The sequence below is a fragment of the Pseudomonas sp. TSRC2-2 genome (assembly GCF_049897785.1).
GTDB lineage: Bacteria > Pseudomonadota > Gammaproteobacteria > Pseudomonadales > Pseudomonadaceae > Aquipseudomonas.
This window is the reverse complement of sequence record NZ_JAFCWZ010000002.1, coordinates 246,598-272,180: the sequence shown is the minus strand read 5'-3', so window position 1 is coordinate 272,180 and position 25,583 is coordinate 246,598. Positions and strand designations below refer to the sequence as shown.

Annotated in this window: 21 protein-coding genes; 14 read left to right on the top strand and 7 right to left on the bottom strand. The window is 59.7% G+C overall.

Translation table 11 applies throughout. The features are described 5' to 3' along the window. Window positions 1-68: 68 nt before the first annotated feature. On the bottom strand, window positions 69-2,123 hold the full coding sequence (locus tag ACP7D9_RS04245) for a S9 family peptidase (protein ID WP_426155833.1): 2,055 nt from the start codon (window positions 2,121-2,123) through the stop codon (window positions 69-71). 234 nt (window positions 2,124-2,357) lie between these two features. On the opposite strand from ACP7D9_RS04245, the gene ACP7D9_RS04240 reads away from it, so the two are divergent. The 3 genes from ACP7D9_RS04240 to ACP7D9_RS04230 are packed head-to-tail and all read left to right on the top strand — an operon-like array spanning window position 2,358 to window position 4,202. Then, the gene (locus ACP7D9_RS04240; RefSeq protein ID WP_312996303.1) at window positions 2,358-2,855 is read left to right on the top strand and encodes an MFS transporter; all 498 of its coding nucleotides are present in this window, start codon (window positions 2,358-2,360) and stop codon (window positions 2,853-2,855) included. Window positions 2,856-2,870: 15 nt separating this feature from the next. After that, complete coding sequence (locus ACP7D9_RS04235) at window positions 2,871-3,647, top strand: class II glutamine amidotransferase (protein WP_101158548.1); 777 nt, start codon at window positions 2,871-2,873, stop codon at window positions 3,645-3,647. 12 nt (window positions 3,648-3,659) lie between these two features. Beyond that, on the top strand, window positions 3,660-4,202 hold the full coding sequence (locus ACP7D9_RS04230) for a DUF2937 family protein (protein WP_016771223.1): 543 nt from the start codon (window positions 3,660-3,662) through the stop codon (window positions 4,200-4,202). Between the two features lie 82 nt (window positions 4,203-4,284). Here ACP7D9_RS04230 and ACP7D9_RS04225 read toward each other — a convergent pair whose 3' ends face one another. Beyond that, window positions 4,285-5,199 carry a LysR family transcriptional regulator gene (locus ACP7D9_RS04225; protein WP_426155830.1) on the bottom strand — a complete coding sequence of 305 codons (915 nt, stop codon included), beginning with the start codon at window positions 5,197-5,199 and terminating at the stop codon, window positions 4,285-4,287. Window positions 5,200-5,358: 159 nt separating this feature from the next. Between ACP7D9_RS04225 and ACP7D9_RS04220 the strand changes: the two genes are divergently transcribed. The 5 genes from ACP7D9_RS04220 to ACP7D9_RS04200 all read left to right on the top strand — a co-directional run bounded on the left by ACP7D9_RS04220 (window position 5,359) and on the right by ACP7D9_RS04200 (window position 9,736). After that, the gene (locus ACP7D9_RS04220) at window positions 5,359-6,645 is read left to right on the top strand and encodes an MFS transporter (protein ID WP_312996309.1); all 1,287 of its coding nucleotides are present in this window, start codon (window positions 5,359-5,361) and stop codon (window positions 6,643-6,645) included. Window positions 6,646-6,707: 62 nt separating this feature from the next. Then, window positions 6,708-7,460 (top strand): 5-oxoprolinase subunit PxpA, encoded by a 753-nt coding sequence (locus ACP7D9_RS04215; RefSeq protein ID WP_312996312.1) that lies wholly within the window; start codon window positions 6,708-6,710, stop codon window positions 7,458-7,460. Next, window positions 7,457-8,161, top strand: a complete 705-nt coding sequence (locus tag ACP7D9_RS04210) for a 5-oxoprolinase subunit B family protein (protein WP_426155827.1) — start codon at window positions 7,457-7,459, stop codon at window positions 8,159-8,161. The genes ACP7D9_RS04215 and ACP7D9_RS04210 overlap by 4 nt, the downstream gene beginning before the upstream one ends. Continuing rightward, on the top strand, window positions 8,158-9,075 hold the full coding sequence (locus tag ACP7D9_RS04205; protein ID WP_101158553.1) for a biotin-dependent carboxyltransferase family protein: 918 nt from the start codon (window positions 8,158-8,160) through the stop codon (window positions 9,073-9,075). The genes ACP7D9_RS04210 and ACP7D9_RS04205 overlap by 4 nt, the downstream gene beginning before the upstream one ends. 118 nt (window positions 9,076-9,193) lie before the next feature. After that, window positions 9,194-9,736, top strand: coding sequence for a hypothetical protein (locus tag ACP7D9_RS04200; protein WP_426155825.1), 543 nt, complete (start codon window positions 9,194-9,196; stop codon window positions 9,734-9,736). Between the two features lie 53 nt (window positions 9,737-9,789). Here ACP7D9_RS04200 and ACP7D9_RS04195 read toward each other — a convergent pair whose 3' ends face one another. From ACP7D9_RS04195 to ACP7D9_RS04185, 3 genes are all read right to left on the bottom strand, one after another. Then, window positions 9,790-10,968: a vWA domain-containing protein gene (locus ACP7D9_RS04195; RefSeq protein ID WP_426155823.1), complete on the bottom strand. Its 1,179-nt coding sequence runs from the start codon at window positions 10,966-10,968 to the stop codon at window positions 9,790-9,792. Window positions 10,969-10,980: 12 nt separating this feature from the next. Further along, entirely contained in the window at window positions 10,981-11,826 is an 846-nt protein-coding gene (locus ACP7D9_RS04190) for an AAA family ATPase (RefSeq protein WP_076566454.1), read from the bottom strand. Window positions 11,827-11,966: 140 nt separating this feature from the next. Continuing rightward, complete coding sequence (locus ACP7D9_RS04185; protein WP_101158555.1) at window positions 11,967-13,043, bottom strand: DUF748 domain-containing protein; 1,077 nt, start codon at window positions 13,041-13,043, stop codon at window positions 11,967-11,969. Window positions 13,044-13,197: 154 nt separating this feature from the next. On the opposite strand from ACP7D9_RS04185, the gene cysK reads away from it, so the two are divergent. Both cysK and ACP7D9_RS04175 read left to right on the top strand, forming a co-directional pair. Then, window positions 13,198-14,172: a cysteine synthase A gene (gene cysK, locus ACP7D9_RS04180; RefSeq protein ID WP_101158556.1), complete on the top strand. Its 975-nt coding sequence runs from the start codon at window positions 13,198-13,200 to the stop codon at window positions 14,170-14,172. 183 nt (window positions 14,173-14,355) lie between these two features. Next, a complete protein-coding gene (locus ACP7D9_RS04175; protein WP_312996332.1) occupies window positions 14,356-15,294 on the top strand; it encodes an aspartyl/asparaginyl beta-hydroxylase domain-containing protein in 939 nt (312 codons plus the stop codon). Window positions 15,295-15,489: 195 nt separating this feature from the next. Here ACP7D9_RS04175 and ACP7D9_RS04170 read toward each other — a convergent pair whose 3' ends face one another. Continuing rightward, a complete protein-coding gene (locus ACP7D9_RS04170) occupies window positions 15,490-15,750 on the bottom strand; it encodes a hypothetical protein (RefSeq protein ID WP_426155820.1) in 261 nt (86 codons plus the stop codon). Between the two features lie 441 nt (window positions 15,751-16,191). Between ACP7D9_RS04170 and ACP7D9_RS04165 the strand changes: the two genes are divergently transcribed. Continuing rightward, window positions 16,192-17,055 (top strand): DMT family transporter, encoded by an 864-nt coding sequence (locus tag ACP7D9_RS04165; RefSeq protein ID WP_426155818.1) that lies wholly within the window; start codon window positions 16,192-16,194, stop codon window positions 17,053-17,055. Between the two features lie 118 nt (window positions 17,056-17,173). Here ACP7D9_RS04165 and ACP7D9_RS04160 read toward each other — a convergent pair whose 3' ends face one another. Beyond that, window positions 17,174-18,082 carry a DMT family transporter gene (locus ACP7D9_RS04160; RefSeq protein WP_312996341.1) on the bottom strand — a complete coding sequence of 303 codons (909 nt, stop codon included), beginning with the start codon at window positions 18,080-18,082 and terminating at the stop codon, window positions 17,174-17,176. A 214-nt stretch (window positions 18,083-18,296) separates the two neighbouring features. Here ACP7D9_RS04160 and aceK point away from each other — a divergent pair, with 214 nt between their 5' ends. The 3 genes from aceK (at window position 18,297) to ACP7D9_RS04145 (ending at window position 25,541) form a co-directional block, all read left to right on the top strand. Then, window positions 18,297-20,018: a bifunctional isocitrate dehydrogenase kinase/phosphatase gene (gene aceK, locus ACP7D9_RS04155; protein WP_426155815.1), complete on the top strand. Its 1,722-nt coding sequence runs from the start codon at window positions 18,297-18,299 to the stop codon at window positions 20,016-20,018. 168 nt (window positions 20,019-20,186) lie between these two features. After that, window positions 20,187-24,098: an ATP-dependent RNA helicase HrpA gene (gene hrpA / locus ACP7D9_RS04150; RefSeq protein WP_426155813.1), complete on the top strand. Its 3,912-nt coding sequence runs from the start codon at window positions 20,187-20,189 to the stop codon at window positions 24,096-24,098. 321 nt (window positions 24,099-24,419) lie between these two features. Then, complete coding sequence (locus ACP7D9_RS04145) at window positions 24,420-25,541, top strand: beta-ketoacyl-ACP synthase III (RefSeq protein ID WP_101158563.1); 1,122 nt, start codon at window positions 24,420-24,422, stop codon at window positions 25,539-25,541. Window positions 25,542-25,583: the final 42 nt, after the last annotated feature.

Here is a 25,583-nt window from a genome sequence, read left to right as displayed (position 1 = left end):
GCTCCTACACAGGGAATCGGTGAAGGCTTTGGGTCTGCTGTTAAGACCCAGGCCACCCACAGAGTTCCTCAGGCAATGCCCAAAACCTTGAACACAAATGCATATTCGAGCGCTACGTCACGTAATCCCTGATAGCGCCCGCTCATGCCACCGTGTCCGGCGCCCAGTTCGGTCTTGAGCAGCAGCATATTGTCGTCAGTCTTGCTCGCGCGCAATTTCGCCACCCACTTGGCCGCTTCCCAATACTGCACACGGCTGTCGTTGTAACCGGCGATCACCAACAGCGGCGGATAAGCCTGCGCGGTGACGTTTTCGTAGGGCGCGTAAGCCTTGATCCGATCATAGACGTCCGGTTCTTGCGGGTTGCCCCATTCGTCGTATTCGGTGACGGTCAGCGGCAGTTCGGGGTCGAGCATGGTGTTGAGCACGTCGACGAACGGTACCTCGGCGATCGCGACGCCGAACAGATCCGGGCGCTGGTTGAGCACTGCGCCGATCAGTAGCCCGCCAGCGCTGCCGCCGCTGATCGCCAGTTTCTGCGCCGTGGTGATGCCGTTGAGGATCAGAAACTCGGCGCAGGCGATGAAGTCGCTGAAGGTGTTGTGTTTGTATTCCTGCTTGCCGGCGCGATACCAGGCCTCGCCCAGTTCACCGCCGCCGCGTACGTGGGCGATGGCGAATGCCATGCCGCGATCGAGCAGGCTCAGGCGTGCATGGGAAAACCACGGATCAAGGCTGGAACCGTAGGCGCCGTAACCGTACAGATACAGCGGCACTGGTTTGCCGACCATCTCGCGCTTCATCACCAGACTGATCGGCACCTGCGTGCCGTCCGGGGCGGTGGCCCACAGGCGCTGGCTGACGTAGGCGTCGGCATCGAACGGGCCGAGCACCGGGGTTTCCTTGAGCACCGTTTGCTCGCCCGTGGCGAGAATCAACTGGCGCACCTGGGCCGGGCGATTCAATGCTTCGTAGCGCAGACGAATGCGGTCGCTCTCGAACTCCAGGCTGTTTTGCACATGGAGGCTGTAGGCCGCATCGGGCAATTGCACGCGGTACGACGCCTGGCCCTGGGGGTGAACCTCGATGATCGGCAAGCCGCCTTCGCGCAGGCTCAGGGTCATCGCCTCGGTATTGAGGCTGACACCGTCGAGCATCACGTCTTCGTTGTGCGCGATCAGGTTCTGCCAGTCGGCCTCGCTCGGCGGCACGCCGGTGTCCGGGGCCTGATACAGGGCGAAATTGATGCCGTCGCGGTTGGTGCGGATGAACCAGGTCCAGACGCCATCGAGCAGGCCGTGGTCGACGTCGTATTCGTGATCTTCGACCCGTGGCGCCAGGCAGGTGAACGGCAGATGCGGCTGATTGGCGTCCAGCGCCCAGACTTCGCTGGTGGTCTTGCTGCCCAGCGACAGCAGCAATTGCTGTTCGGAGCTGGCGCGGTAGCAATGCAGGAAGAAGCGCCCGTCCGGCTCGTGGAAGACTTCTTCAGCGGCAGTGCCATCGAGGCGATAGCGGAACAGTTTATGCGGGCGGTGGGTGTCGTCGAGCACGCCGAAGAACAGGGTCAGGCTGTCGTTGGCCCAAGTCATGCTGCCGTCACAGTCCCCGAATTCCAGTTCGCTGACCCGATCGTTGGAAAGCTCCTTGACGAACAATGTGTAGACCTCGTCGCCCGAGGTGTCGACGCTGTAGGCCAGACGCTGGTGGTCGGGGCTGATGCTGAAGGCGCCCAGCGAGAAGAAGCCGCCATTGGCCAGCGTGTTCGGGTCGAGCAGCAGTTGCTCGCGGCTTTCATCGAGGGTCAGGCTGTCGTCGGCCGGACGCGGGCAGCGGTAGTGCCGGGCGTATTCGTCGCCGGCAGTGGTGCGCGTGTAATACAGGTAAGGGCCCCAAGGCGAGGGCAGGGACAGGTCGGTTTCGAGGATCCGGCCCTTGATCTCGTTGAACAGGTTTTCACGCAGCTCGGCCTGGTCGGCGGTTTGCGCCTCTTGATGAGTGTTTTCTGCCTTGAGGTAGTCGAGCACCGCGTCGGTATCGCGCTCCTGCAGCCAGGCATACGGGTCGGCGCCGGGCGCCCGGTGGGCTATCGGGGCAGTCATGACATGGGCGGATTGGGGCATGGAAGGCTCTCGGACAATATTCGAATAAAGGTTTCGCGCAATTTGAAACCGCCGCAGACGCCTGTGGGAGCGAGCTTGCTCGCGAAGGCGTCGTGGCAGATGACTTTGTTGCAATGACCTACAGCTTTCGCGAGCAAGCTCGCTTCCACAGGGTCGGCTGCTGGCCGTCTGGTATTGGGACAAGCCGCATGGGCGAAAAGTCGTTACTATAAGCGCCTCTTTGCCTGCCTTGCCATGGACACCATGACCGAGAACGACTATCTGATCGCCTGGGGCGTTTACGCCTTTGCCGCCGTAGGCTGCCTGCTGGTATGGATGCGCCTGACCACCTGGATGTGGCGCTGGCTGCGCGAGCCGCTGCGTGTGCTGATGGCGGTGTTGCTGTTCAGCCCGACCATCGTCGATCCGGTGAAAGCCAAAGTTGCGCCGGCCATCGCCATTACCGCACTGGACATGCTGTTCAAGGTTGGCAACAACGCCTGGCGCGCGGTTTCCGACCTGTTCATGTACGGCATGATCGCGTTCGGTGTTTATCTGGTCTTCGTGTTGATCCGCCTGCCGATCGAGCGTGCCGCGACCGCGCGGCGCGAACGGGCCGAGGCCGCCAAAACCGCGGCCCGCGCTGAGGAACGCGACGACGATCAACCGTTCGGCGGCGCCGGTGACGACCGCTACGGCCGCCCGCCAGTGCCGAACAATCCGCAGCGCATGCGGGTCGAGCCGCGTCTGTAATCCGAGAGTCCGCACATGTGTGAATTACTGGGCATGAGTGCCAACGTGCCGACCGACATCGTGTTCAGCTTCACCGGCCTGATGCAGCGCGGCGGTCGTACCGGCCCGCACCGCGACGGCTGGGGCATCGCTTTTTACGAAGGCCGCGGCTTGCGCCTGTTCCAGGACCCGGCGGCAAGCAGCGAGTCGGAAGTGGCCAATCTGGTGCAGCGTTATCCTATCAAAAGCGAAGTGGTCATCGGCCATATCCGCCAGGCCAACGTCGGCAAGGTCTGCCTGTCCAACACGCACCCGTTCGTCCGCGAACTGTGGGGACGCAACTGGTGCTTTGCGCACAACGGCCAACTCGCCGAATTCACCCCAATCAAGAGTTTCTACCGCCCGGTCGGCGATACCGACAGCGAAGCGGCGTTCTGCGATTTGCTCAACCGTGTCCGCGCAGCCTTTCCGGAACCGGTCGATATCGAAGTGCTGCTGCCGGATCTGGTCGCCGCCTGCGCCGAATATCGCACGAAGGGTGTGTTCAATTGCCTGCTCAGCGACGGCGACTGGCTGTTCTGTTACTGCTCGACCAAACTGGCCCAGATCACTCGGCGCGCACCGTTCGGCCCGGCGCGACTCAAGGATGTCGACGTGATTGTCGACTTCCAGGCCGAAACCACGCCCAACGATGTGGTCACCGTGATTGCCACCGAGCCGTTGACCGAAAATGAAACCTGGTCCCGCTACGAGCCGGGCCAATGGAGCCTGTGGCGACGCGGCGAATGCGTAAGCCAGGGCAAGACCGAATAAGGATTTGCATCCATGTTGCTCAGTTATCTACGGCTGGTGTTGTTTGCGGCGGGCCTGTTGATCGGTGTTCAGGTGCCGGGGTTCATCAACGATTACGCCCAGCGTGTCGAAGCGCACCTGATCGAAGCGCAGACCGGTCTGCGTGGTTTTCAAGGCACGGCCGACCAGTTTTTCAAGGGCGATATGCAGGCGCTGGTCGCGCATTATCGTGCCAGCGAAGACCCGATTTTCCGCAGCGATGCTGACAGCCTGAACACCTTGCTCACCCGTCAGGTTGCGCTGGACAAGCAATTCCAGGCGATGCAAGGGCCGTGGTATGTGCGTTTCCTGCAAGTGGTGCTGGCGGCTGATCCGGATATTCGCAAGGAAACCTGGAACGGCTACAGCTATCAGATTCTGCTGACGCCAGAGGCAATGATCTGGGGCATGAGCGGCGCGTTGCTGCTGTCTTTCGGCATCGAATGCCTGTTTCGCCTGATCGACTGGGTTGTGCTTGGCGGTCGCCGCCTGCGCCAGAGCCGACCGATCGAAGATCGCGACGTGCGCGGTTTGTAAACCGAAGATCAAAAGATCGCAGCCTTCGGCAGCTCCTGCACCACCCCTGTCGGAGCTGCCGAAGGCTGCGATCTTCTGCTTTTCAGGCGTTCAAGACAATGTAACTGTCGCCCACTTTATCTGCATACCCCGCCAGCACCTGCTGACACAACGTCACTACCTCCTCGACCCACTCAACCCCGACCCGCCACGACACCACCACCGGCAGATTCGCCGGTCGCTGCCCGATGTCGAGCAAGGTCAAGTCGCCGCGCGCCAGCTCCTCGGCTACCAGTACCGGCGGCAGGGCGCCGATGCCAAAGCCGTCACGCAATAATCGGGTGATCGCCGACACCGAATTCACGCAATTCAAGCGGGGCGCCAGCACGCCGCTGGCCTGCATCAGCGCGACGATATCCTGATGCGGTCGTGAGTTTTTCGAATAGGTGATGATCCGCTCCTGCGCCAGTTCGGCGAGGTCGGTGTAGTCGCGGTTGTAGATCGAATTGCTCGCGACGATCCAGCCCAGCGGATGGCTCGCCAGTTCCAGGCTGCGCACGCTTTCATGGCGGATCAGATCGGTCTGCAGAATGATGTCGAGAAAGCCTTTTTGCAGCTGATCACAGAGGTTCAGCGCAGTGTCTGCCACCAATTCGATTTCCACCCGTGGGTACGCGTCTGTCATCTGCGCCACCAACGGGCTCAGCCAGGTATGGATGACCGTGTCCATGACACCGATGCGCACCCGCCCGACCTTGCTCGAACGGGTCTCGATCGACTGTTTCAGCGCCGCCATGGTGTCGAGCATCTGCTCGGCATAGTCGAGCACTTTCAGGCCTTCCGGGGTCAGGCTGACACCGCGTGAATCGCGCAGGAACAGCTTCACCTTGAGCTCACCTTCAAGCACTGCGATGCGGCTGGAAATCGATGCCTGGGTGGTGAACAGCTTGTCGGCGGTCAGGCGAAAACTCTTCAGGCGCGCGACCCAGACAAAGGTCTCGAGAAACTTCAGGTTCATGGGCAAGGCTCGGCTGACAAATTTTTCTTATGCCTAAGGCGGGTTTTTATTCGTTGGACGGCACAGGGCTGGGCGGCGAAAAATCGGCGCATCCGGTTCCCACGATAGGCGTCGTCGGAGCTTCGAACAAGACCAATAAAAGCCCTGCGGAGATTTGCCATGAGTGCTCCCGACACCCTTCCTTTATCCAAGCCAGCGGCGCGTCCCGGGCCGTTCGACTGGTATCGCAACATCAACCAGCAGGAGCGCCGCACGTTCTGGAGCTGCAAGATCGGCTACGGTCTGGACGGCATGGACACGCAGATGCTCAGCTTCGTCGTGCCGACATTGATTGCGATGTGGGGCATCACCACGGGCGAAGCGGGGCTGATCCACACCAGCACCTTGATCGCCTCGGCGATTGGCGGCTGGGTCGCCGGGATTCTCTCCGACCGCATCGGCCGCGTGCGCACCCTGCAACTGACGGTGCTGTGGTTCGCCTTCTTCACCTTCCTGTGCGGTTTCGCGCAAAACTACGAGCAACTGCTGATCGCCCGTACCTTGATGGGCTTTGGTTTCGGCGGTGAATGGACCGCTGGCGCAGTGTTGATCGGCGAGGTGATCCGCGCCAAAGACCGCGGCAAAGCGGTGGGCATGGTGCAGTCCGGTTGGGCGTTGGGCTGGGGCCTGACGGCGATTCTCTATGCTGTGCTGTTTTCGCTGTTGCCACCGGAGGATGCCTGGCGGGCGCTGTTCATCCTCGGCATCGTGCCGGCAATATTCGTGATTTTTGTCCGCCGCTTGGTGAAAGATCCGGAAATCTATCGCGAAGCCAAAGCCGCGCAAACGCCAGAGAATCCGGCGAAGTTCTACGAGATCTTTGCCCCCGGCATGCTCTTCACCACCTTTCGCGCGTCCTTGCTGACGACCGGTGCGCTGGGCGGTTACTACGCAATCACCTCCTGGCTGCCGACTTTTCTCAAGAACGAACGCGGTTTGAGCGTGCTCGGCACTGGCGGTTATCTGGCGATGGTGATCGTCGGTTCCTACGTCGGTTATGTGATCAGTGCTTATCTGACCGACCTGCTGGGGCGCAAAAAGAATTTCATTTTGTTCGCGGTCGGCTCGTTCACCATCGTTCTGCTCTACACGCAGATGCCGGTCAGCAATGGCGTGATGCTGTGGCTGGGCTTTCCGCTGGGCTTCTTCGCCTCGGGGATTTTCAGCGGCATGGGCGCGTTTCTCACTGAGTTGTTTCCCACGCGGATTCGCGGCTCGGGTCAGGGTTTCTGCTACAACATCGGCCGCGCGCTGGCGGCGTTGTTCCCGCTGCTGATCGGCCTGCTCAGCCAGAAAGTCCCGCTGAGCATGGGCATCGGTGCCTTCGCGGCGGTGTCCTACGGCGTGGTGATTCTGGCGGCGCTGAGCCTGCCGGAAACCCGGGGCAAGCAACTCGACGCGCAGTAACTGATACCCTGCGCGGCACTGTCCTACAGATAAAAAGACCAGCAGCTACAGGAGTGTTCACCGTGAGCCGCCTGCTATTGAATTGCGACATTGGCGAGAGCTTCGGCAGCTGGACCATGGGTCTGGATGCCGAGGTCATGCCCTTCATCGATTGCGCCAACATCGCCTGCGGTTTCCATGCCGGCGACCCGAGCATCATGCGCAAAACCGTGGCGCTGGCCCTCGAACAAGGCGTGCAGATTGGCGCGCACCCGGCCTATCAGGATCTGGTCGGATTCGGCCGACGCTCCATGGCCTGTTCTGCGCAAGAGCTGCAAGACATCCTGCATTACCAGATCGGCGCCCTCGACGGCATCTGCAAGGTGCAGGGCGGGCGCGTGAGTTACGTCAAACCTCACGGCGCGATGTACAACGACATGATGGCCAACCCGGTGCAACTGCGTGCGGTGGTGCAGGCCGTGGCCGCCTATGATCGCGACCTGCCGCTGATGTTGATGGCAACCCGGGACAACGCGGCGGCGCAGCAAATCGGCGATGAATATGGCGTGACCCTGTGGTTCGAGGCTTTTGCCGATCGCGCCTACGACAGCGCCGGCCGGCTGGTTTCGCGGCAGTTGCCGGGCGCCGTGCATCACGATCCGCAGACAATCATTGAGCAAGCGTTGACCATCGCCCGTGGCGGCGAACTCATTGCCAGCGATGGCAGCGCCTTGATCCTGCGCGCCAACACCCTGTGCGTCCACGGCGACAACGCCAGTTCGGTAGCCGCCGTGCAGCGCATTCGCCAAGCCTTGCAGCAGTCGAGTGCGTCATGACTCCAAGGATTGAAGTGGTAGCCCTCGATTGCCTGATGCTGCGTCTGTTCGATGAAATCGCCGAAGCCAACATGCCGTGGATGCTCGCCGCCAGCGAGCGATTGCGCACGGCGTTTGGCGCACAGTTGATCGATCTGGTGCCGTCCTATACCACGCTCATGGTGCATTTCGATCTGACGCTTTCGAGTCCGGCTCAAGCGCGCCAAAGGATCGCCGACGCGCTGGTCGATCTGGCGCCGAGTACGCGCAGTGCTGGGCACTGTCACGTCTTGCCGGTTTGGTACGACCTCAGCGTCGGCCCGGAGTTGAGCCTGTTGGCTGAACGCAGCGGGCTGCCGGTGGCGGAGGTGGTTCGTCGCCACTGCGCACGTGAATATCAGGTGTTCGCCCTTGGTTTTGCGCCCGGTTTTGCTTTTATGGGCCTGGTCGAAGAGATTCTCGCCACGCCACGCCTGAGCACGCCACGCAAGAAAGTCGCCGCCGGCAGCGTCGGTATCGCCGAGCGGCAGACCGCAGCTTATCCGGTCGTCTCACCCGGTGGCTGGAACCTGATCGGTCGCACCCCGGCAAAACTGTTCGATCGGCATCGCGACGGTTACAGCCTGATGCAGCCCGGCGACACAGTGCGCTTCGAAGCCGTGGATCACGCTGAATTCGTTCGTCTGGGCGGCGACGACACACCGTTGGAGGCGCTGGCATGAGCCGATTGACGATTACCGCGAGTACGGCGCTGTGCCTGCTGCAGGACGCCGGACGTTTTGGTGTACGCCATCTCGGCGTAACACAGGGCGGCGCGGCGGACTGGTGTTCGATGAGCTGGGCCAATTGGCTGCTTGGCAATGCGCTGAATGCGACGGTGGTTGAGATCACCCTCGGCGGGTTTGCCGTGGTGGCTGAGGAGGATTGCCTGCTGGCATTGGCCGGAGCGGATCTCGGCGCGCAGCTTGAGGGACTGCCGCTGGCGCCATGGCGCAGTTTCAAGTTGCACAAAGGACAGAAACTGCAATTTACGCAACCCTTGCTCGGTGCCCGGGCTTATCTGGCAGCCCCCGGCGGTTTTGATGCACGCCAGGTGCTGGGCAGTAGCGCCACGGTGGTCCGCGAAGAACTGGGTGGACCTGATGGCATGGGATTACCGCTGGCCAGGGGCGGGGCGCTGAGTTATAGCGGTGAATCGCGATTACTGCGTGAAGTGCCGTTGCCGCTGCGGCCGGATCTGCAATCGAAGGCACCGCTGGATCTGGTGCTTGGCGCACAGATCGGCCAGTTCAGTGGCCAGAGTCTGTTTGATGCATTCAACACCGCCTGGACGCTGGACAGTCGTGCCGACCGCATGGGCATTCGCTTGTTGGGCAATGCCTTGCACTATCAGGGGCAACCCATGATTTCCGAAGGCATTCCGCTGGGTGCGGTGCAGGTACCGCCGGACGGGCAGCCGATCGTGCTGCTCAATGATCGTCAGACCATTGGTGGTTATCCAAGGTTGGGGGCGCTGACGCCGTTGGCAATGGCGCGCCTGGCGCAACAGTTGCCGGGAGACAGGATTCGCTTCGCTCCGGTCATGCAGGACCGTGCATGGCAAGCTCATAACAACTATCTGAAGTCCTACTTGTGATCGTCCAAACTTCGGACTGAAAACCGAGACGATTCGTTGAGCCCGAGGACATTGCCCTACATTGGTTTTCGGCGATGTGTGAAATCATCGAACCTCATCTCTCACAAGGAAGTTTCAGATGCGTTATATGAAAGTCAGTGTTCAGGTTAGCGTTGAAGGCGCGGCCAAGGTCGAACGTCATATCGTCGAGTTCTATGAGTCCGGCGAAAGTGATGCGATTTATAAAGTCGAGGTGGATCGTTTTGGCAATCTGCAGAAGTTGAGCATCGACAAGCTCGGCTTCGAAGGATTCGCGCCCATGTTCGAACAATTCATATCCAGGGCGAGACTGGATATGACACGCATGTTTGACCGGCATCACCATGGAAATCAGAACGGCAAATCCATGCTGCTGATTGCCGGGGGCCACGCCGCAGCGGACGCTGCTACGGATGTCCTGTTTCGCTTTTTTGCTGCAGATGGCGAACTCAAACACGAAGAGTTACTTACAGCTGAAACCGATCTGGAACGAAAAAAACGGCGAAAGCTGCAGGCCCAGAAGAGGATAGAAATGGCGCTGGTGGCAAAACGGCGAGGTGTGCAACCTCCGGTCATTTGCGAAACAGATGACCGCGAGTTCATGGACAGGCTTTGCAAGTCCTACATCAAACTAGGCTGGTAACGGCTGCCGGTTTTCTGCATCGTCCCCACGCAGAACGGGGGACGATCCGGTGTTTATTTGGATAAAAACCTCATGCCTTCTTCCAGCCCGCGCAACGTCAGCGGATACATCTGATCCTCAATCAGATCGCGGACAATATTCGTCGAGGACGTATAGCCCCAGGTATCTTTCGGATAGGGGTTGATCCAGATGAGTTTCTTGTACTTCTCCATGAAACGCTGCATCCAGACATAGCCCGGCTCTTCGTTCCAGTGCTCGACACTGCCACCGGCCTGGGTGATTTCATAAGGCGCCATGGCGGCGTCGCCGATGAAGATCACTTTGTAGTCGGCACCGTACTTGTGCAGCAGATCCTGCGTCGAGGTGCGCTCGGAAGTGCGGCGCATGTTGTTCTTCCACACTGATTCATAAATGAAGTTGTGGAAGTAGAAGTACTCCAGATGCTTGAACTCGGTCTTGCAGGCCGAGAACAATTCCTCGCAAATCTTCACGTGCGCGTCCATCGAACCGCCGATGTCGAACAGCAGCAACAGCTTGACGGTGTTGCGCCGTTCCGGACGCATCTGGATATTGAGCAGGCCGGCATCTTTGGCGGTGTGGTCGATCGTGCCGTCAATGTCGAGTTCTTCCGCCGCACCCTGGCGAGCGAACTTGCGCAAACGACGCAGGGCGACCTTGATGTTGCGCGTGCCCAGTTCCACCGAATCGTCGAGGTTCTTGTACTCGCGCTGATCCCAGACTTTCACCGCTTTGCCCTGGCGTTTGCCAGCATCGCCGACGCGAATGCCTTCGGGGTTGAAACCGCCCGAGCCAAACGGGCTGGTACCACCGGTGCCGATCCATTTATTGCCGCCGGCGTGACGTTCTTTCTGTTCCTCCAGACGCTTTTTGAACTCTTCGATGAGCTTGTCCAGCCCGCCAAGGGACTGGATCTGCGCGCGCTCTTCGTCGGTCAGCGCGCGCTCGAATTCCTTGCGCAGCCAATCCTCGGGAATCAGCGCCTGCAAGTGGTCGTCTAGTTTCTCCAGGCCATTGAAGTACGCGCCGAAGGCCCGGTCGAACTTGTCGAAATGGCGTTCATCCTTGACCAGAATCGCCCGCGACAAGTAATAGAACTCGTCCATGTCGGCGAAGGTCACGCGCTGTTTCAGCGCGTTGATCAAGTCGAGCAGCTCGCGCACCGACACCGGCACCTTGGCTGCGCGCATTTCGTTGAACAGGTTGAGCAACATGGCAGCAGCCTCTTAGCGGGTGCCGCGCCGGCTCATGAACGCCAGGCGCTCAAGTAGCTGCACGTCCTGTTCGTTCTTTACCAGGGCGCCTGCCAGCGGCGGGATGGCTTTGGTCGGATCGCGCTCGCGCAGCACCGCTTCGCCGATATTGTCGGCCATCAGCAGCTTCAGCCAGTCAACCAGTTCCGACGTCGAAGGCTTTTTCTTCAGGCCCGGTACCTTGCGCACGTCGAAGAATACGTCGAGCGCTTCGCTGACCAGGTCTTTCTTGATGTCCGGGTAGTGGACATCGACGATCTTTTGCAAGGTGCTGCGATCAGGGAAGGCGATGTAGTGGAAGAAGCAGCGGCGCAGGAACGCGTCCGGCAGCTCTTTCTCGTTATTGGAAGTAATGATGATGATCGGGCGTTTCTTCGCCTTGATGGTTTCGTCGATCTCGTAAACGTAGAACTCCATCTTGTCGAGTTCTTGCAGCAAGTCATTCGGGAACTCGATGTCGGCCTTGTCGATTTCATCGATCAGCAGAATCACTCGCTCCTCGGACTCGAAGGCTTCCCAGAGCTTGCCTTTCTTCAGGTAATTGCGCACGTCGTGGACTTTTTCATTGCCCAGTTGCGAATCACGCAGGCGGCTGACCGCATCGTATTCATACAGACCCTGATGGGCCTTGGTGGTCGACTTGATGTGCCAGGTGATCAGCTTGGCGCCGAACGACTCGGCCAGTTGCTCGGCGAGCATGGTCTTGCCGGTGCCCGGTTCGCCCTTGACCAGCAGCGGCCGCTCCAGGGTGATGGCGGCGTTGACCGCCAGCTTCAGGTCATCGGTGGCGACATAGGCCTGGGTGCCTTCGAACTTCATCTGCAAATCCTCGAACGGTAACGCTGACCTTACGGGCAGGAAGGGGCGAAATAATCGGATGGCCGACTATAACGCGCACGCCGGTCGACTGTGAACGCAGACGGCTTATTCAGTCTCTGAATGGAGCGTCACATGGTGACTCAGCCCTCATCCGGCTTCGGCCGTTCATACCGGGCATTGAAGGCCTGGATGAATCCATTACGCAAAATCTGCAAAAAAGCTTCGAACGCGTTGACATCCTGTTGGTGAACATTGCCGCTGAGTTCGACGCGGGTGGCGAACTGGTTTTTGTTCTGGTTCTTCAGCACGGTCTCGGTGCCGCCGACCAGCGCTTCCCAGATCGAGCGGAACAGGCCTTTGTTTTTGTTCTCGACGTCTTGCTGCCAGTTGAAAACATCGACATCGCGCAGCAGGGGCTTGATGTAACCGGTGAGCCGGGCCTTCTCTGCCTTCGCTTCGATGACCACATCGCCGTGACCGGCGTTGAAGTCGAATTTGCCATAAGCCGACGCGAAGTCGTTCATGCGTTTGAGCTCGATGTCGCGGGCACGCAGGCGAAATTCGAAATCTTCGAAATCGCTCAGCGGATCGAACGTAGCAGTCACTTCGACAGGGGCATGACCCAACAGCAAAGCCTTGCCTTCAAAAAGGGCGTCGCGTTTGCCTTCCTTGTCGACGACGTTGGTCAGGTTGTAGATGCTCGCATTGACCTTGCTTGCATTCATGTTTACCGGCGGCTTGGAGTTGAAGTTGCGGAAGGTAATGCGGCCATCGTTGATCTGCACTTCATCGAGGGTGATCGGCAGCAGTTTGCCCAGTTGCTCCCGCCAATCGGTGCCTTGACCAGTCTGGGAGTTCTGTTTGTTGGCGCCGCCATCGACAAAGTTGATTTCAGGATTGAGAAATTGCACCTGCGCGACCACGGCATGGTCGTACCACAGCGAATGCCAGCTCACTGACAGATCGATCAACGGTGCATCGACGAACGGCACCGGTACCTTGCCGTCGACCTTGACGATTTTCAGGCCGTTGATTTTGTACGCGCCGCGCCACAGCGCAAGGTCGACGTCGGTAATCTGTCCACGGTAATCGCCCATGTCGGCGAGCTTGTCATTGAGGTAGTCGCGCACCAGATAGGGCAGGGCGAAATGCAGGGCGACCAGCAGCACCACGACACCCGCCAGGGTCCAGAGCGGCCAGCTGTAACGACGCTTCATGAGAGTGTTTCCTTGAACAGTGTTCCCTGATGAGGGTTGCATGGGTTCAATCCGATTGACTGCGCGCGTTTGCAGACGTTCGACCCGACTGGACTGTGATCGGCAACAGGCTTACCTTGAAAGGCTGAATTCAACGCTGCATAAGGACCCAGCCATGAGCCGTATTTACGCTGACAACGCCCATTCCATCGGCAATACGCCGCTGGTCCAGATCAACCGCATTGCGCCGCGCGGGGTCACCATCCTGGCCAAGATCGAGGGGCGCAATCCCGGCTACTCGGTCAAATGCCGAATCGGCGCCAACATGATCTGGGACGCCGAAAGCAGCGGTAAACTCAAGCCGGGCATGACCATCGTCGAGCCCACCTCCGGTAATACCGGCATCGGTCTGGCCTTCGTCGCCGCTGCGCGTGGCTACAAATTGATGCTGACCATGCCGGCGTCGATGAGCATCGAGCGGCGCAAGGTCCTGAAAGCCCTGGGTGCGGAGCTGGTGTTGACCGAGCCGGCCAAGGGCATGAAGGGCGCCATCGAGAAAGCTGCGGAAATCGTCGCCAGCGATGCCGACAAATATTTCATGCCGGCGCAATTCGATAACCCCGCCAATCCGGCGATTCACGAAAAGACCACCGGCCCGGAAATCTGGAACGACACCGACGGCGCCGTCGATGTACTGGTGGCTGGCGTCGGAACGGGCGGAACCATTACCGGTGTTTCGCGGTATATCAAGAACACCGCCGGTAAACCGATTCTGTCGGTGGCCGTGGAGCCGGCGTCTTCGCCGGTGATTACGCAAGCGTTGGCCGGTGCCGAGATCAAGCCTAGCCCGCACAAGATTCAGGGCATCGGCGCCGGTTTTGTGCCAAACAACCTTGATCTGTCGATGGTCGATCGCGTTGAGCAGGTAACCGACGAAGAATCCAAAGCCATGGCTTTGCGCCTGATGCAGGAAGAAGGGATTTTGTGCGGTATTTCCTGCGGTGCCGCGATGGCAGTGGCTGTGCGGCTGGCGGAGACGCCGGAAATGCAGGGCAAAACCATCGTCGTGGTGCTGCCGGATTCGGGTGAGCGTTATCTGTCGAGCATGTTGTTCAGTGACCTGTTCACCGAGCAGGAGAACCAGCAGTAACCCGGTTGATTCAGGTCAGCCAGGGTTCAGGTGCAGCATGTTAATAAAGGCTTTGTTGCGTAATGCTTAACACTGAATCTTGTGTCGGGCGGTTTTTCCGCAGGCCGGTAGTGTTTATCATGGCCGGCTGCCATGCCGGGTAAAGGGCATTGCGCAGCGTTGTCTTTATTCAAGGAGTTGTTGATGACCGTTTCGTTTGCCGCCAAGGCGTTTGTGCTGTTGCTCTTTCTGGGCAGCACGCTCTATGTGCATTTGCGCGGCAAGGCGCGTTTGCCGGTATTGCGTCAGTTCGTCAACCACTCGGCGCTGTTCGCTCCGTATAACGCCTTGATGTATTTGTTTTCCGGCGTGCCGTCCAGACCCTATCTGGATCGCAGCAAGTTTCCGGAACTGGATGTACTGCGCGACAACTGGGAAACCATTCGCGACGAAGCGATGCACCTGTTTGACGAAGGCTACATTCGCGCCGCCGAGAAGAATAACGATGCCGGTTTCGGCTCGTTTTTCAAGAAAGGCTGGAAGCGTTTCTATCTCAAGTGGTACGACAAACCGCTGCCATCGGCTGAAGCCCTTTGCCCGAAAACCGTAGCGCTGGTCAGTGCCATTCCCAACGTCAAGGGCGCAATGTTTGCGCTGTTGCCGGGCGGTAGTCATCTCAATCCGCACCGCGACCCGTTCGCCGGGTCGCTGCGTTATCACCTCGGCCTGTCGACGCCCAATTCCGACGATTGCCGGATTTTTGTCGATGGTCAGGTCTACGCCTGGCGCGACGGCGATGACGTGATGTTCGACGAGACCTACGTGCACTGGGTCAAGAATGAAACCGATCAGACTCGCGTGATTTTGTTCTGCGACATCGAGCGTCCGCTGAGCAACCGCCTGATGACCCGCATCAACCGCTTCATCAGCGGCTGGCTTGGCCGCGCCACCGCGCCGCAGAACCTTGATGATGAACGCGTCGGTGGGATCAACCAGGCTTACGCCTGGAGCAAGAGCTTCAGTGACCGTTTCAGCGGCGCGGTCAAACAGTGGAAACGTCGCCATCCCAAGGCCTACCGCGTCATGCGCCCGGTGCTGGCAGTGGTTGTGCTGACGTTGCTGGGGTATTGGTTATTTGGGTGAGACTCGATCAGACAATAACCGCTCTTTGAGAGCGGTTTTTTATTAGCGGAAGGAAAATGACGATCCGGCTAATACGCCGCTTGGACGGTATAGAGGTATAGCTCCTGAAAGAGGCTCCTGAATTTCGATTTGCTGGCTGCCGAATCGGCTTTGATTCGGATTGGCGAAACAAAGTCCGCACAGTTCACGATCAAATCAGATTGCCAAATCGAAGCTCATTGGTTCTTTGGCTTTCCATCGGCCAATTTCCTCCCGGCAGAAATACGGATCGAGCCATTGCTCATAAGCTTTCATGGCGGACGCATCAATAGCTTTGAAGCGAACCCTGGAATAATCAACGTCAACAATTGCGCGCGCCTCGAGTTCGCTGTGTAGTTTCGCAAATGTAACTGCGGCCCGCTTCCTCGCCTCCGACCGATAAACCTGATACCGCAAATACGTCCGTTCCCTTGGCATATGATCTCTTGCATTCCCTGTCTCCTGACAATCCGTTGCCACCGCCAATTACCCTAATCACCCGGCACCGCGCTATCGCTGGCGGCCCTTTGCCCAAGTCATTGCAATCTGTGTCACGCGCTGGTTATAGTCGGCGCTCGTGAATCAGGCGATTCACGTTCCTCCCAACGAGATCCGCATCAATGCCTGCATCCCTCATCAACGCGGTAGTCGATTCAGCGGTCAACGCTGGCGTCGTGCCGTGCGGGAATCAGCAGCCGGTGCAGATCAGTCATTACCCTCCACCTGTCAGTAGCACGCCGGTGTGCGCAGTCGTATCGCCGCCGGGCGTTGGCGTCCGGGGCTGAACGGCAGTTTCTGCTGACCCTGCGTCCGCCAGAAAAACCTACTGGATTTCAGCTTCGGCTGAGTTGGCTTCTTGCCTGACTACAGGTGGTATTCATGTTTGTCCTTTCGAAACAATCCGCGCTCGCGGCGACGTCCACGAGCCTGTTCGTTCTGCTGTGGAGCAGTGGGGCGATTTTCTCCAAATGGGGCCTGGCCCATGCTTCGCCCTTTGCCTTTTTGCTGATTCGCTTCGCCATCGCCCTGTGTGGGCTGGTGTTGCTGGCGCCGCTGCTGAAATTGAAGCTGCCCAAGGGTGGCAAACCGATGCTGTTCGCGATCGCCACCGGTGTGGTGCTGTTGGGCGCCTATCAGATTTTTTATCTGTTGGCGCTGGACTGCAAAGTCACACCGGGCGTGATGGCGACGATCATGGGCGTTCAGCCGATACTCACCGTGGTCTTGATGGAGCGCCAGCGCTCGGCGAGCCGGATATTCGGTCTGGCGCTGGGGCTGGCCGGGCTGATCATGGTGGTTTATCAGGGCATCGGTCTGGCCGGGATGTCCTGGGCCGGCATGCTGTTCGGTTTGCTGGCGCTGGCGAGCATGACGCTCGGTTCGATCATGCAAAAACGCATCACCGACAACCCGCTCGGCACGCTGCCGGTGCAGTACCTGGCCGGCCTGTTGCTGTGTGCGATGTTCGTACCGTTCCAGCCGTTTCACTTCGAGCACAGCGCAGGTTTCATTGTCCCGGTGTTATGGATGGGCCTGGTGGTCTCGGTGCTGGCGACACTGTTGCTGTATCGGCTGATCGCGCGGGGCAATCTGGTGAATGTCACCAGCCTGTTCTATCTGGTGCCAGCGGTGACGGCGGTGATGGATTACCTGATTTTTGGTAATCGGCTCGCGGCGTTGAGTGTGTTGGGAATGCTGCTGATCATTGTTGGATTGGTGTTTGTGTTCCGTAAGACCGGATAACAGAAAGACAAGCGGTGACTCTTGCGTCGCCATCGCGAGCAGGCTCATGCCTACAACCGGAATGCGTTCCCCTGTAGGCATGAGCCTGCCGCGATGGCGATTTTGCCAACAAAGCGGATTACCGATTTACCATCTCGGCAGGCTTCACCACCGCCGGCTTCAACACCAGCCACAACGCTGCCGCAATCAGCACCCCGCCATAAATGTGCGCCATCGACAACGGCTCATCCAGCAACAGCGCGCCCCATAACACGCCGAACGGCGGAATCATGAAGGTGACGGTCATCGATTTCACCGGACCGATCGAGCTGAGCAGGCGGAAATAAATGATGTAGGCAAACGCCGTGCAGCCCAGACCCAGACCGAGCAGCGACAGCCAGACCTGCCAGCCGCCCCAACTGGCCGGCGGCGCAGTGATCACGCTGAAGGCGAACAGCGGCAGCAAAAACAAGGTGGCCCCGAGCATGCTGCCCAGTGCCGATAAACGGCTGTCCAGCCCACCGGCCTGATCCAGCCAACGCCGTGCGAGAAATCCGGCGAAGCCATAACACGTCGTCGCCAGCAGGCAGGCGACCGCGCCCATCAGCAATTGCAGGTCGAATGCTACGGGACCGGCGCGCGTGAGCACGCCGACGCCGAACAGGCCGAGAAATACGCCGCCGAGCTTCGCGACTGTGAGCTTTTCGCTGAAGAACAACCCGCCAATCAGCACGCCCATCAGCGGCGTGGTGGCGTTGAAAATCGCTGAATACCCAGCCGGCAGCACTTGTGCGGCCACCGAATACAGCGTCGCCGGAATCCCCGAGTTGATCACGCCCAGCAACATCACGGTTTTCAGCTTGCCCTTGAAATCCCAGCTGATGCGCATCAGCCCAAGGATCACCAGCAGTCCGGCCGCCGCGATGGACACGCGAAAAAAACCGGTCGGGATCGTGCCGATCACTGGGGCAATGATGCGCATGAACAGAAAACTCGCGCCCCAGATAGCGGCCAGCGACAACATACGGAAAATATCGACAGGGCTCACGGCGGGCTCCTTCCTTGATCGGGACGAGAGTGTTGCCGAGCGTCCGGATCATGGCAACCGCTAATCAGGCATTTAATTCTGCCTGCCGGGGTGTCGGCACGAGAAAGCGCGTCAACGGTCAGCCCTGTATCGGTTTTGGCAGAAATTGCGCTTTTCCTGCGAGTGGTTCAGTGACTAAGCTCAGACGAACCGAATTCCCGCCGAGGTTTCACCTATGTCGCAGCAATGGCCAGCCACCGAGATCGCCCGGATGATCCTCGCCGGCTTCGACGACTACCGCGAGCATTTCCGCCGTATCACCGATGGCGCGCGGGAGCGCTTCGAACAGGCGCGCTGGCAGGAGGCGCAGGCCGCGTCAGCGGCGCGGATCAGTCTGTATGAAGAAAAGGTCGGCGAAACCGTCGCTCGCCTGCGCGAGTATTTCGACGAAGAAACCCTGATGAACGTCAGTTGCTGGCCCCTGGTGAAAAGCGCCTACATCAGTGTGATTGACCTGCGCTTCGACGATGAGCTGTCCGAAACCTGGTACAACTCGATTTTCTGCGGGCTGTTCAGCCATGACCTGATCAGTGACGGCTGCATGTTCATCCACACCACGCGCCCGAGCCTGCGCCGTGCACGCGCCGCGCAGACCCGCACCTACAAGCCGCAGGGCCAGTTGTCGGCCATGCTCGCGAGCATGTTTGCCGACTACCGCTTCAGCGAGAATTACGCCGATTTGCCTGCCGACTTGTTGCGGCTCGAAGCGCAATTGCGCGAAAACCTGCCGGACTGGGTCTGCAAGGACCCGGAACTGAGCGTCGAGCTGTTTTCCTCGGTGCTCTACCGCAACAAGGGCGCGTATCTGGTCGGGCGCATCTACACCCGTGATGAGCAATGGCCGCTGGTGATTCCGCTGTTGCACCGCGAAGGTCGGGGCATTCAGATCGATGCGTTGATTACCGACGAAGCCGATGTGTCGATCATCTTCTCTTTCACCCGTTCGTATTTCATGGTCGACGTGCCGGTGCCGGCCGAATTTATTGGCTTCCTGCGGCGGATTCTGCCGGGCAAGCACATCGCCGAGCTGTACACCTCGATCGGTTTTTACAAACACGGCAAATCCGAATTTTACCGTGCCCTGATCAATCATCTGGCCAACACCGACGATCAGTTCATCATGGCGCCGGGCGTGCGCGGCATGGTCATGAGCGTGTTTACCCTGCCGGGTTTCAACACGGTGTTCAAAATCATCAAGGACCGTTTCTCACCCTCGAAAAACGTCGACCGCGCCACGGTGATCGAAAAATATCGCCTGGTGAAGAGCGTCGACCGGGTCGGGCGCATGGCCGATACCCAGGAGTTTGCCGATTTCCGTTTTCCACTGAGCAAGTTCGATCCGGCGTGTCTGGAGGAATTGCTTGAGGTGGCGCCGTCCACGGTCTCGGTCGAAGGCGAAACCGTGCTGATCCGTCACTGCTGGACCGAGCGCCGGATGACCCCCCTCAACCTGTATCTGGAAAACGCCAACGACGCGCAGGTGCGCGAAGCGCTGGAGGATTATGGTCTGGCGATCAAGCAGCTGGCAGCGGCGAATATCTTTCCCGGCGATATGCTGCTGAAAAATTTCGGCGTCACCCGTCACGGGCGGGTGGTGTTTTACGATTACGACGAGATCTGCTTCCTGACCGAAGCCAACTTCCGCCACATCCCCGCGCCGCGCACGCCGGAAGATGAAATGGCGTCCGAGCCGTGGTACTCGATCGGGCCGCTGGATGTGTTTCCCGAAGAGTTTCCGCCGTTTCTGTTCGCCGATGCGGGGCAGCGCAAATTGTTTGATCAGCTGCATGGCGAGTTGTATGACGCCGATTACTGGAAGGGTTTGCAGGAAGCGATTCGGGCCGGGAAGGTCATCGACGTCTTTCCATACCGGCGCAAGGGCCGCGATAACGAGTAACAACCCATTGTAGGAGCTGCCGAAGGCTGCGATCTTTTGATCTTGATCTTCAAAAGCAAAATCAAGAGATCGCAGCCTTCGGCAGCTCCTACAGGGGAAGCAGGTCAACTGCAGGCAAATCTGCGACAATCGCCCCCTGCACAAATAGACGACCGAATTGCCTACCCGATGACCGACGAATCGCCCTCCATCGACAAACTGCTGAAAAACCTCGATCACGCCATGCTCGCCGACCGTCACCGGCTGCGGCGGCAGTTGCTTGAGCTGCGCAAGAAACCTGACGAGGCCAAACTGGCACAGTGGGTGGCGCGGATGCAGGCGTCCTGTGACCAAGTGTTGGCGCGCCGCGCGAGCCTGCCGGTGATTCGTTACGACGACAGTTTGCCGATCGCGGCCAAGCGCGACGAGATCAAAAAGGCCCTGGAGCAACATCAGGTGCTGATCATTGCGGGCGAAACCGGCTCGGGCAAAACCACCCAGTTGCCGAAGATCTGTCTGGAAATCGGCCGTGGCCAGCACGGCCTGATCGGCCATACCCAGCCGCGCCGGATCGCCGCGCGCAGCGTCGCCAGTCGCGTTGCTGAAGAGCTCGGCACACCGCTCGGGTCGCTGGTCGGCTATCAGGTGCGCTTCGAAGATCAGAGCGATGCCAACACCCTGATCAAGCTGATGACCGACGGCATCCTGCTCGCGGAAACCCAGAACGACCGCTACCTCGAACGCTACGACACGATCATCGTCGACGAAGCCCACGAACGCAGTCTCAACATCGATTTCCTCCTCGGCTATCTGAAAACCCTGCTGCCCCGGCGCCCGGACCTGAAGGTCATCATCACCTCGGCGACCATCGATCTTGAGCGCTTCTCCAGGCATTTCGATGACGCGCCGATCGTCGAAGTATCGGGCCGCACTTTCCCGGTGGAAACCTGGTACCGGCCACTGACGCTGGAGCAGGACGAAGAAGGCAACCGGGTCGAGGACGACCTCACCGTCGACCAGGCGATCCTGGCCACCCTTGACGAAATTGCCACGCACGAGCGCAGCGAACGCCGCAGCCCCGGCGACGTGCTGGTGTTCCTGCCCGGTGAGCGCGAGATTCGCGACGCCGCCGACATGTTGCGCAAAGCCCAGCTCAAGCACACCGAAATCCTGCCGCTGTACGCGCGTCTGTCGCCGGCCGAGCAGCAGCGGATTTTCCAGTCGCACCCGGGCCGCCGCGTGGTGCTGGCGACCAACGTTGCCGAGACCTCCCTGACCGTGCCGGGCATTCGCTACGTGATCGACAGCGGCACCGCGCGCATCAGTCGCTACAGCTATCGGGCCAAGGTCCAGCGCTTGCCGATCGAAGCGATTTCCCAGGCCAGCGCCAATCAACGTAAAGGTCGTTGCGGGCGGGTCGAGCCGGGCATCTGCGTGCGTCTGTACAGCGAAGAGGATTTTCTCGGGCGTCCGGAATTTACCGACCCGGAAATCCTGCGCACCAACCTCGCCGCCGTAATCCTGCAGATGCTTCATCTGCGCCTCGGCGAAATTACCGCGTTCCCGTTCATCGAACCCCCGGACGGCAAGGCGATCAGTGACGGTTTCAACCTGCTGCAAGAATTGTCGGCGGTCGATCGCAACAGTCAGCTGACGCCGCTTGGTCGCCAGTTGGCGCGCTTGCCGGTCGACCCGCGCATGGGCCGCATGCTCTTGGAAGCAGCCAAACTTGGCAGTCTGCAGGAAGTGCTGATTGTCGCCAGCGCCATGTCGATTCAGGACCCGCGCGAGCGTCCGCCGGAGCGTCAGCAAGCGGCGGATCAGGCCCACGCGCAATGGAAGGATCCGGATTCCGATTTCGCCGGACTGGTCAATCTGTGGCGTGGTTTTGAAGAGCAGCGCCAGGCGCTGACCGCCAACCCGCTGCGCAATTGGTGCCGGAAAAATTTCCTCAATTACCTGCGTTTGCGCGAGTGGCGTGATTCGCATCGCCAGTTGAGCCTGATCTGCCGCGACATGCAGTTGAGCCTGAATAAAGAGCCGGCGGATTATCCGAAGCTGCACAAAGCGGTGCTGGTCGGTCTGCTCAGCCAGATCGGCCAGAAAACCGAAGACGGCGATTACCTCGGCGCGCGGCAGCGGCGCTTCTGGATTCATCCGTCGTCGGGCATCGGCAAGAAGCGCCCGCAGTGGTTGATGACCGCCGAACTGGTGGAAACCACCAAGCTTTACGCACGCATGGTCGCCAAGATCGACGCCGACTGGATCGAGCCGCTGGCCGGGCATCTGATCAAGAAAAACCACTTCGAACCGCATTGGGAAAAGAAGCGCGGCCAGGTCGTGGCCTTCGAGCAGATCACCCTGTTCGGGCTGATCGTCGTCGGTCGCCGCCCGGTGCATTACGGCCCGGTCGATCCGGTGGTCTCGCGTGAGCTGTTTATCCGCGAAGGTCTGGTACGCGGCGAGATTCAGTCGCGGGCCAAGTGCCTCACAGCCAACAAACAACTGCTCGAGCAGCTCGACGAACTGGAAGCCAAGGCTCGCCGGCGCGATATTCTCGCCGACGAAGAAACGCTCTACGCGTTCTACGATGCACGTCTGCCGGCGGAGATCCATCAGACCGCGACGTTCGACAGTTGGTACAAGGTCAACAGCCAGAAAGACCCGCAGCTGCTGATCATGCGCGAAGAAGACGTGCTGGCCCGCGAGGCCAGTGAAGTCACCGCCCGTGATTACCCGGACACGCTGCACATCGGCGATCTGGAGCTGGCGCTGACTTACCATTTCGAACCCAATCACCCGCGCGATGGCGTAACCCTGCGCGTGCCGGCGCCGCTGCTGCCGATGCTGCCGCCGGAACGTCTGGAATGGCTGGTGCCAGGCTTGATCGAGGCCAAGTGCATTGCCCTCGTGCGCAACCTGCCAAAAGCCCTGCGCAAGAATTTCGTGCCGGTGCCGGACTTCATCAAAGCCGCGTTGCAGCGCATGACTTTCGCCGAAGGTTCGCTACCGCAAGCACTCGGTCGCGAGTTGCTGCGCATGACCGGCGCGCGGGTCAGTGATGAGGCGTGGGCGGAAGCCGCGCAGCAGGTCGAAAGCCACCTGCGCATGAATCTGGAAATCGTCGACGGCCAAGGCAAGTTTCTCGGCGAAGGTCGCGATCTGGCTGAGCTGACCGCACGCTTCGCCGAAGCCAGCCAAGCCGCGCTGGCGGTGCCACAGAGCGCGAAAAGTCAGCAACCGGTCGAGGCAAAAGTCTTCGCGCCGGTGGCAGAAAAGACCCAGCAAAAGATCGCCGGGTTGTCGATGACGGTGTACCCGGCGCTGGTGGAAGAGGGCGGCACGGTCAAGGAAGGGCGCTTCTCGACCCCGGCCGAAGCCGAGTTTCAGCACCGTCGCGCCTTGCAGCGCCTGCTCATGCAGCAACTGGCCGAGCCGGCTAAATTCCTGCGTGGCAAGTTGCCGGGGCAGACTGAACTGGGCCTGCTGTATCGCGAACTGGGCCGCGTCGATGCGCTGGTCGAAGACATTCTGCTGGCGAGCCTCGACAGTTGCATTCTCGAAGGCGAAGAGCCGTTGCCCCGTGACGGCGCCGGGTTGGCGGGATTGGCCGAGCGCAAACGCGGCAACTGGACCGAACACGCCGAGCGTGTCGCGCGTCTGACCCTGGAAATCCTCAAGATCTGGCACGGCCTGCAAAAACGCTTCAAGGGCAAGATCGATCTCGCCCAGGCGGTTGCGCTCAACGACATCAAGCAGCAGATCGGCAATCTGGTCTATCCGGGCTTCGTCCGAGAGACGCCGATGCAATGGCTCAAGGAGTTGCCGCGTTACCTGAAAGCGGTCGAGCAGCGTTTCGAGAAACTCGGTGCGCAAGTGCAGAAGGATCGGGTCTGGAGCGGCGAACTCGCGGGACTATGGGCGCAATACCAGGCCCGCGCGGCCAAGCATGCGCAGGAAGGCAAGCGCGATCCGCAACTGGAGTTGTACCGCTGGTGGCTGGAGGAATACCGCGTGTCGCTGTTCGCCCAGCAGTTGGGGACGAAAGTGCCGATCTCCGACAAACGCCTGAGCAAACAGTGGAGCCAGGTCGAACCCTGACTTCGCGCCTTGCAACGATCCTGTAGGAGCTGCCGAAGGCTGCGATCTTTTGATTTTGCTTTTTAAAGATCAAGATCAAAAGATCGCAGCCTTCGGCAGCTCCTACAGGGATCGCGATGAGCAGGAGAATGGCGCCAAAACGCTGGGTTTATGGCAAACTTCGCCACCATAAACGCCGGTTTCGCGACCCAGAGCCTTTGGCCGTGTCGCGCCGCGCAATAAAACGATGCCAGGTTTGCGTCCCCCGGATGGGAATAGACCCTTTGCGTGTTGGTACGACGGTTCCAGCACTTTCTGCCTGAACAGATTAGAGAAACGACCATGCATAACGTCGTCATCAGCGGCACCGGCCTGTACACACCGGCCAACAGCATTTCCAACGAAGAGCTGGTGCAGTCTTTCAATACCTATGTCGCCCAGTTCAACGCCGACAACGCCGAGGCCATTGCCAGCGGTGAAGTCCAGGCCCTGACCGAATCCAGCGCGGCATTCATAGAAAAAGCCTCGGGCATCAAAAGCCGTTTTGTCATGGACAAGGACGGCATCCTCGATCCGCAACGCATGGCCCCGCGCCTGCCGGAGCGTTCCAACGACGAGTGGTCGGTGCTCTGCCAGATGGCCGTCGGCGCGGCTGAACAAGCCTTGCAACGGGCCGGCAAAACCGCCGCCGACATCGATGGCGTGATCGTGGCCTGCTCCAACCTGCAACGCGCCTACCCGGCCATCGCCATCGAAGTCCAGGAAGCTCTGGGCATTGAAGGTTTCGGCTTCGACATGAACGTGGCTTGCTCTTCGGCGACGTTTGGCATCCAGGCCGCCGCCAACAGCGTGCAGTTGGGTCAGGCGCGGGCGATCCTGATGGTCAACCCGGAGGTCTGCACCGGGCACCTGAACTTCCGTGATCGCGACAGCCATTTCATCTTCGGCGATGCCGCCACTGCGGTGATCATCGAGCGGGCGGATCTGGCGACGTCCAAGTACCAGTTCGATGTGGTCAGCACCAAATTGCTGACCAAGTTCTCCAACAACATCCGCAACAACTTCGGCTTCCTCAACCGAGCGGCGGAAGAGGGCATCGGTGCCCGCGACAAGCTGTTCGTGCAGGAAGGCCGCAAGGTGTTCAAGGATGTCTGCCCGATGGTCGCCGAGCTGATTGGCGAGCACCTGGAAGAGAACCAGCTCAACGTCGGCGACGTGAAGCGTTTCTGGCTGCACCAGGCCAACCTGAGCATGAACCACCTGATCGTGCGCAAGCTGCTCGGCCGCGAAGCCAGCGAAGAAGAAGCGCCGGTGATTCTCGACAGCTACGCCAACACCAGCTCGGCCGGTTCGGTGATTGCCTTCCACAAATATCAGGATGACCTGGCCTCCGGTTCGCTGGCGGTGCTCAGCTCGTTCGGCGCCGGCTACTCAATTGGCAGCGTGTTGCTGCGTAAACGTTGAAACACGTTAATTTCCTCTTAATCGCGTCGATCTTTCCTGGAT

Excerpts from the sequence above, each read along its gene's own strand:
- ACP7D9_RS04245 (WP_426155833.1), bottom strand. The coding sequence starts at position 2,123 with ATGCCCCAATCCGCCCATGTCATGACTGCCCCGATAGCCCACCGGGCG.
- ACP7D9_RS04240 (WP_312996303.1), top strand. The coding sequence starts at position 2,358 with ATGGACACCATGACCGAGAACGACTATCTGATCGCCTGGGGCGTTTAC.
- ACP7D9_RS04235 (WP_101158548.1), top strand. The coding sequence starts at position 2,871 with ATGTGTGAATTACTGGGCATGAGTGCCAACGTGCCGACCGACATCGTG.
- ACP7D9_RS04230 (WP_016771223.1), top strand. The coding sequence starts at position 3,660 with ATGTTGCTCAGTTATCTACGGCTGGTGTTGTTTGCGGCGGGCCTGTTG.
- ACP7D9_RS04225 (WP_426155830.1), bottom strand. The coding sequence starts at position 5,199 with ATGAACCTGAAGTTTCTCGAGACCTTTGTCTGGGTCGCGCGCCTGAAG.
- ACP7D9_RS04220 (WP_312996309.1), top strand. The coding sequence starts at position 5,359 with ATGAGTGCTCCCGACACCCTTCCTTTATCCAAGCCAGCGGCGCGTCCC.
- ACP7D9_RS04210 (WP_426155827.1), top strand. The coding sequence starts at position 7,457 with ATGACTCCAAGGATTGAAGTGGTAGCCCTCGATTGCCTGATGCTGCGT.
- ACP7D9_RS04205 (WP_101158553.1), top strand. The coding sequence starts at position 8,158 with ATGAGCCGATTGACGATTACCGCGAGTACGGCGCTGTGCCTGCTGCAG.
- ACP7D9_RS04200 (WP_426155825.1), top strand. The coding sequence starts at position 9,194 with ATGCGTTATATGAAAGTCAGTGTTCAGGTTAGCGTTGAAGGCGCGGCC.
- ACP7D9_RS04195 (WP_426155823.1), bottom strand. The coding sequence starts at position 10,968 with ATGTTGCTCAACCTGTTCAACGAAATGCGCGCAGCCAAGGTGCCGGTG.
- ACP7D9_RS04190 (WP_076566454.1), bottom strand. The coding sequence starts at position 11,826 with ATGAAGTTCGAAGGCACCCAGGCCTATGTCGCCACCGATGACCTGAAG.
- ACP7D9_RS04185 (WP_101158555.1), bottom strand. The coding sequence starts at position 13,043 with ATGAAGCGTCGTTACAGCTGGCCGCTCTGGACCCTGGCGGGTGTCGTG.
- cysK (WP_101158556.1), top strand. The coding sequence starts at position 13,198 with ATGAGCCGTATTTACGCTGACAACGCCCATTCCATCGGCAATACGCCG.
- ACP7D9_RS04175 (WP_312996332.1), top strand. The coding sequence starts at position 14,356 with ATGACCGTTTCGTTTGCCGCCAAGGCGTTTGTGCTGTTGCTCTTTCTG.
- ACP7D9_RS04170 (WP_426155820.1), bottom strand. The coding sequence starts at position 15,750 with ATGCCAAGGGAACGGACGTATTTGCGGTATCAGGTTTATCGGTCGGAG.
- ACP7D9_RS04165 (WP_426155818.1), top strand. The coding sequence starts at position 16,192 with ATGTTTGTCCTTTCGAAACAATCCGCGCTCGCGGCGACGTCCACGAGC.
- aceK (WP_426155815.1), top strand. The coding sequence starts at position 18,297 with ATGTCGCAGCAATGGCCAGCCACCGAGATCGCCCGGATGATCCTCGCC.
- hrpA (WP_426155813.1), top strand. The coding sequence starts at position 20,187 with ATGACCGACGAATCGCCCTCCATCGACAAACTGCTGAAAAACCTCGAT.
- ACP7D9_RS04145 (WP_101158563.1), top strand. The coding sequence starts at position 24,420 with ATGCATAACGTCGTCATCAGCGGCACCGGCCTGTACACACCGGCCAAC.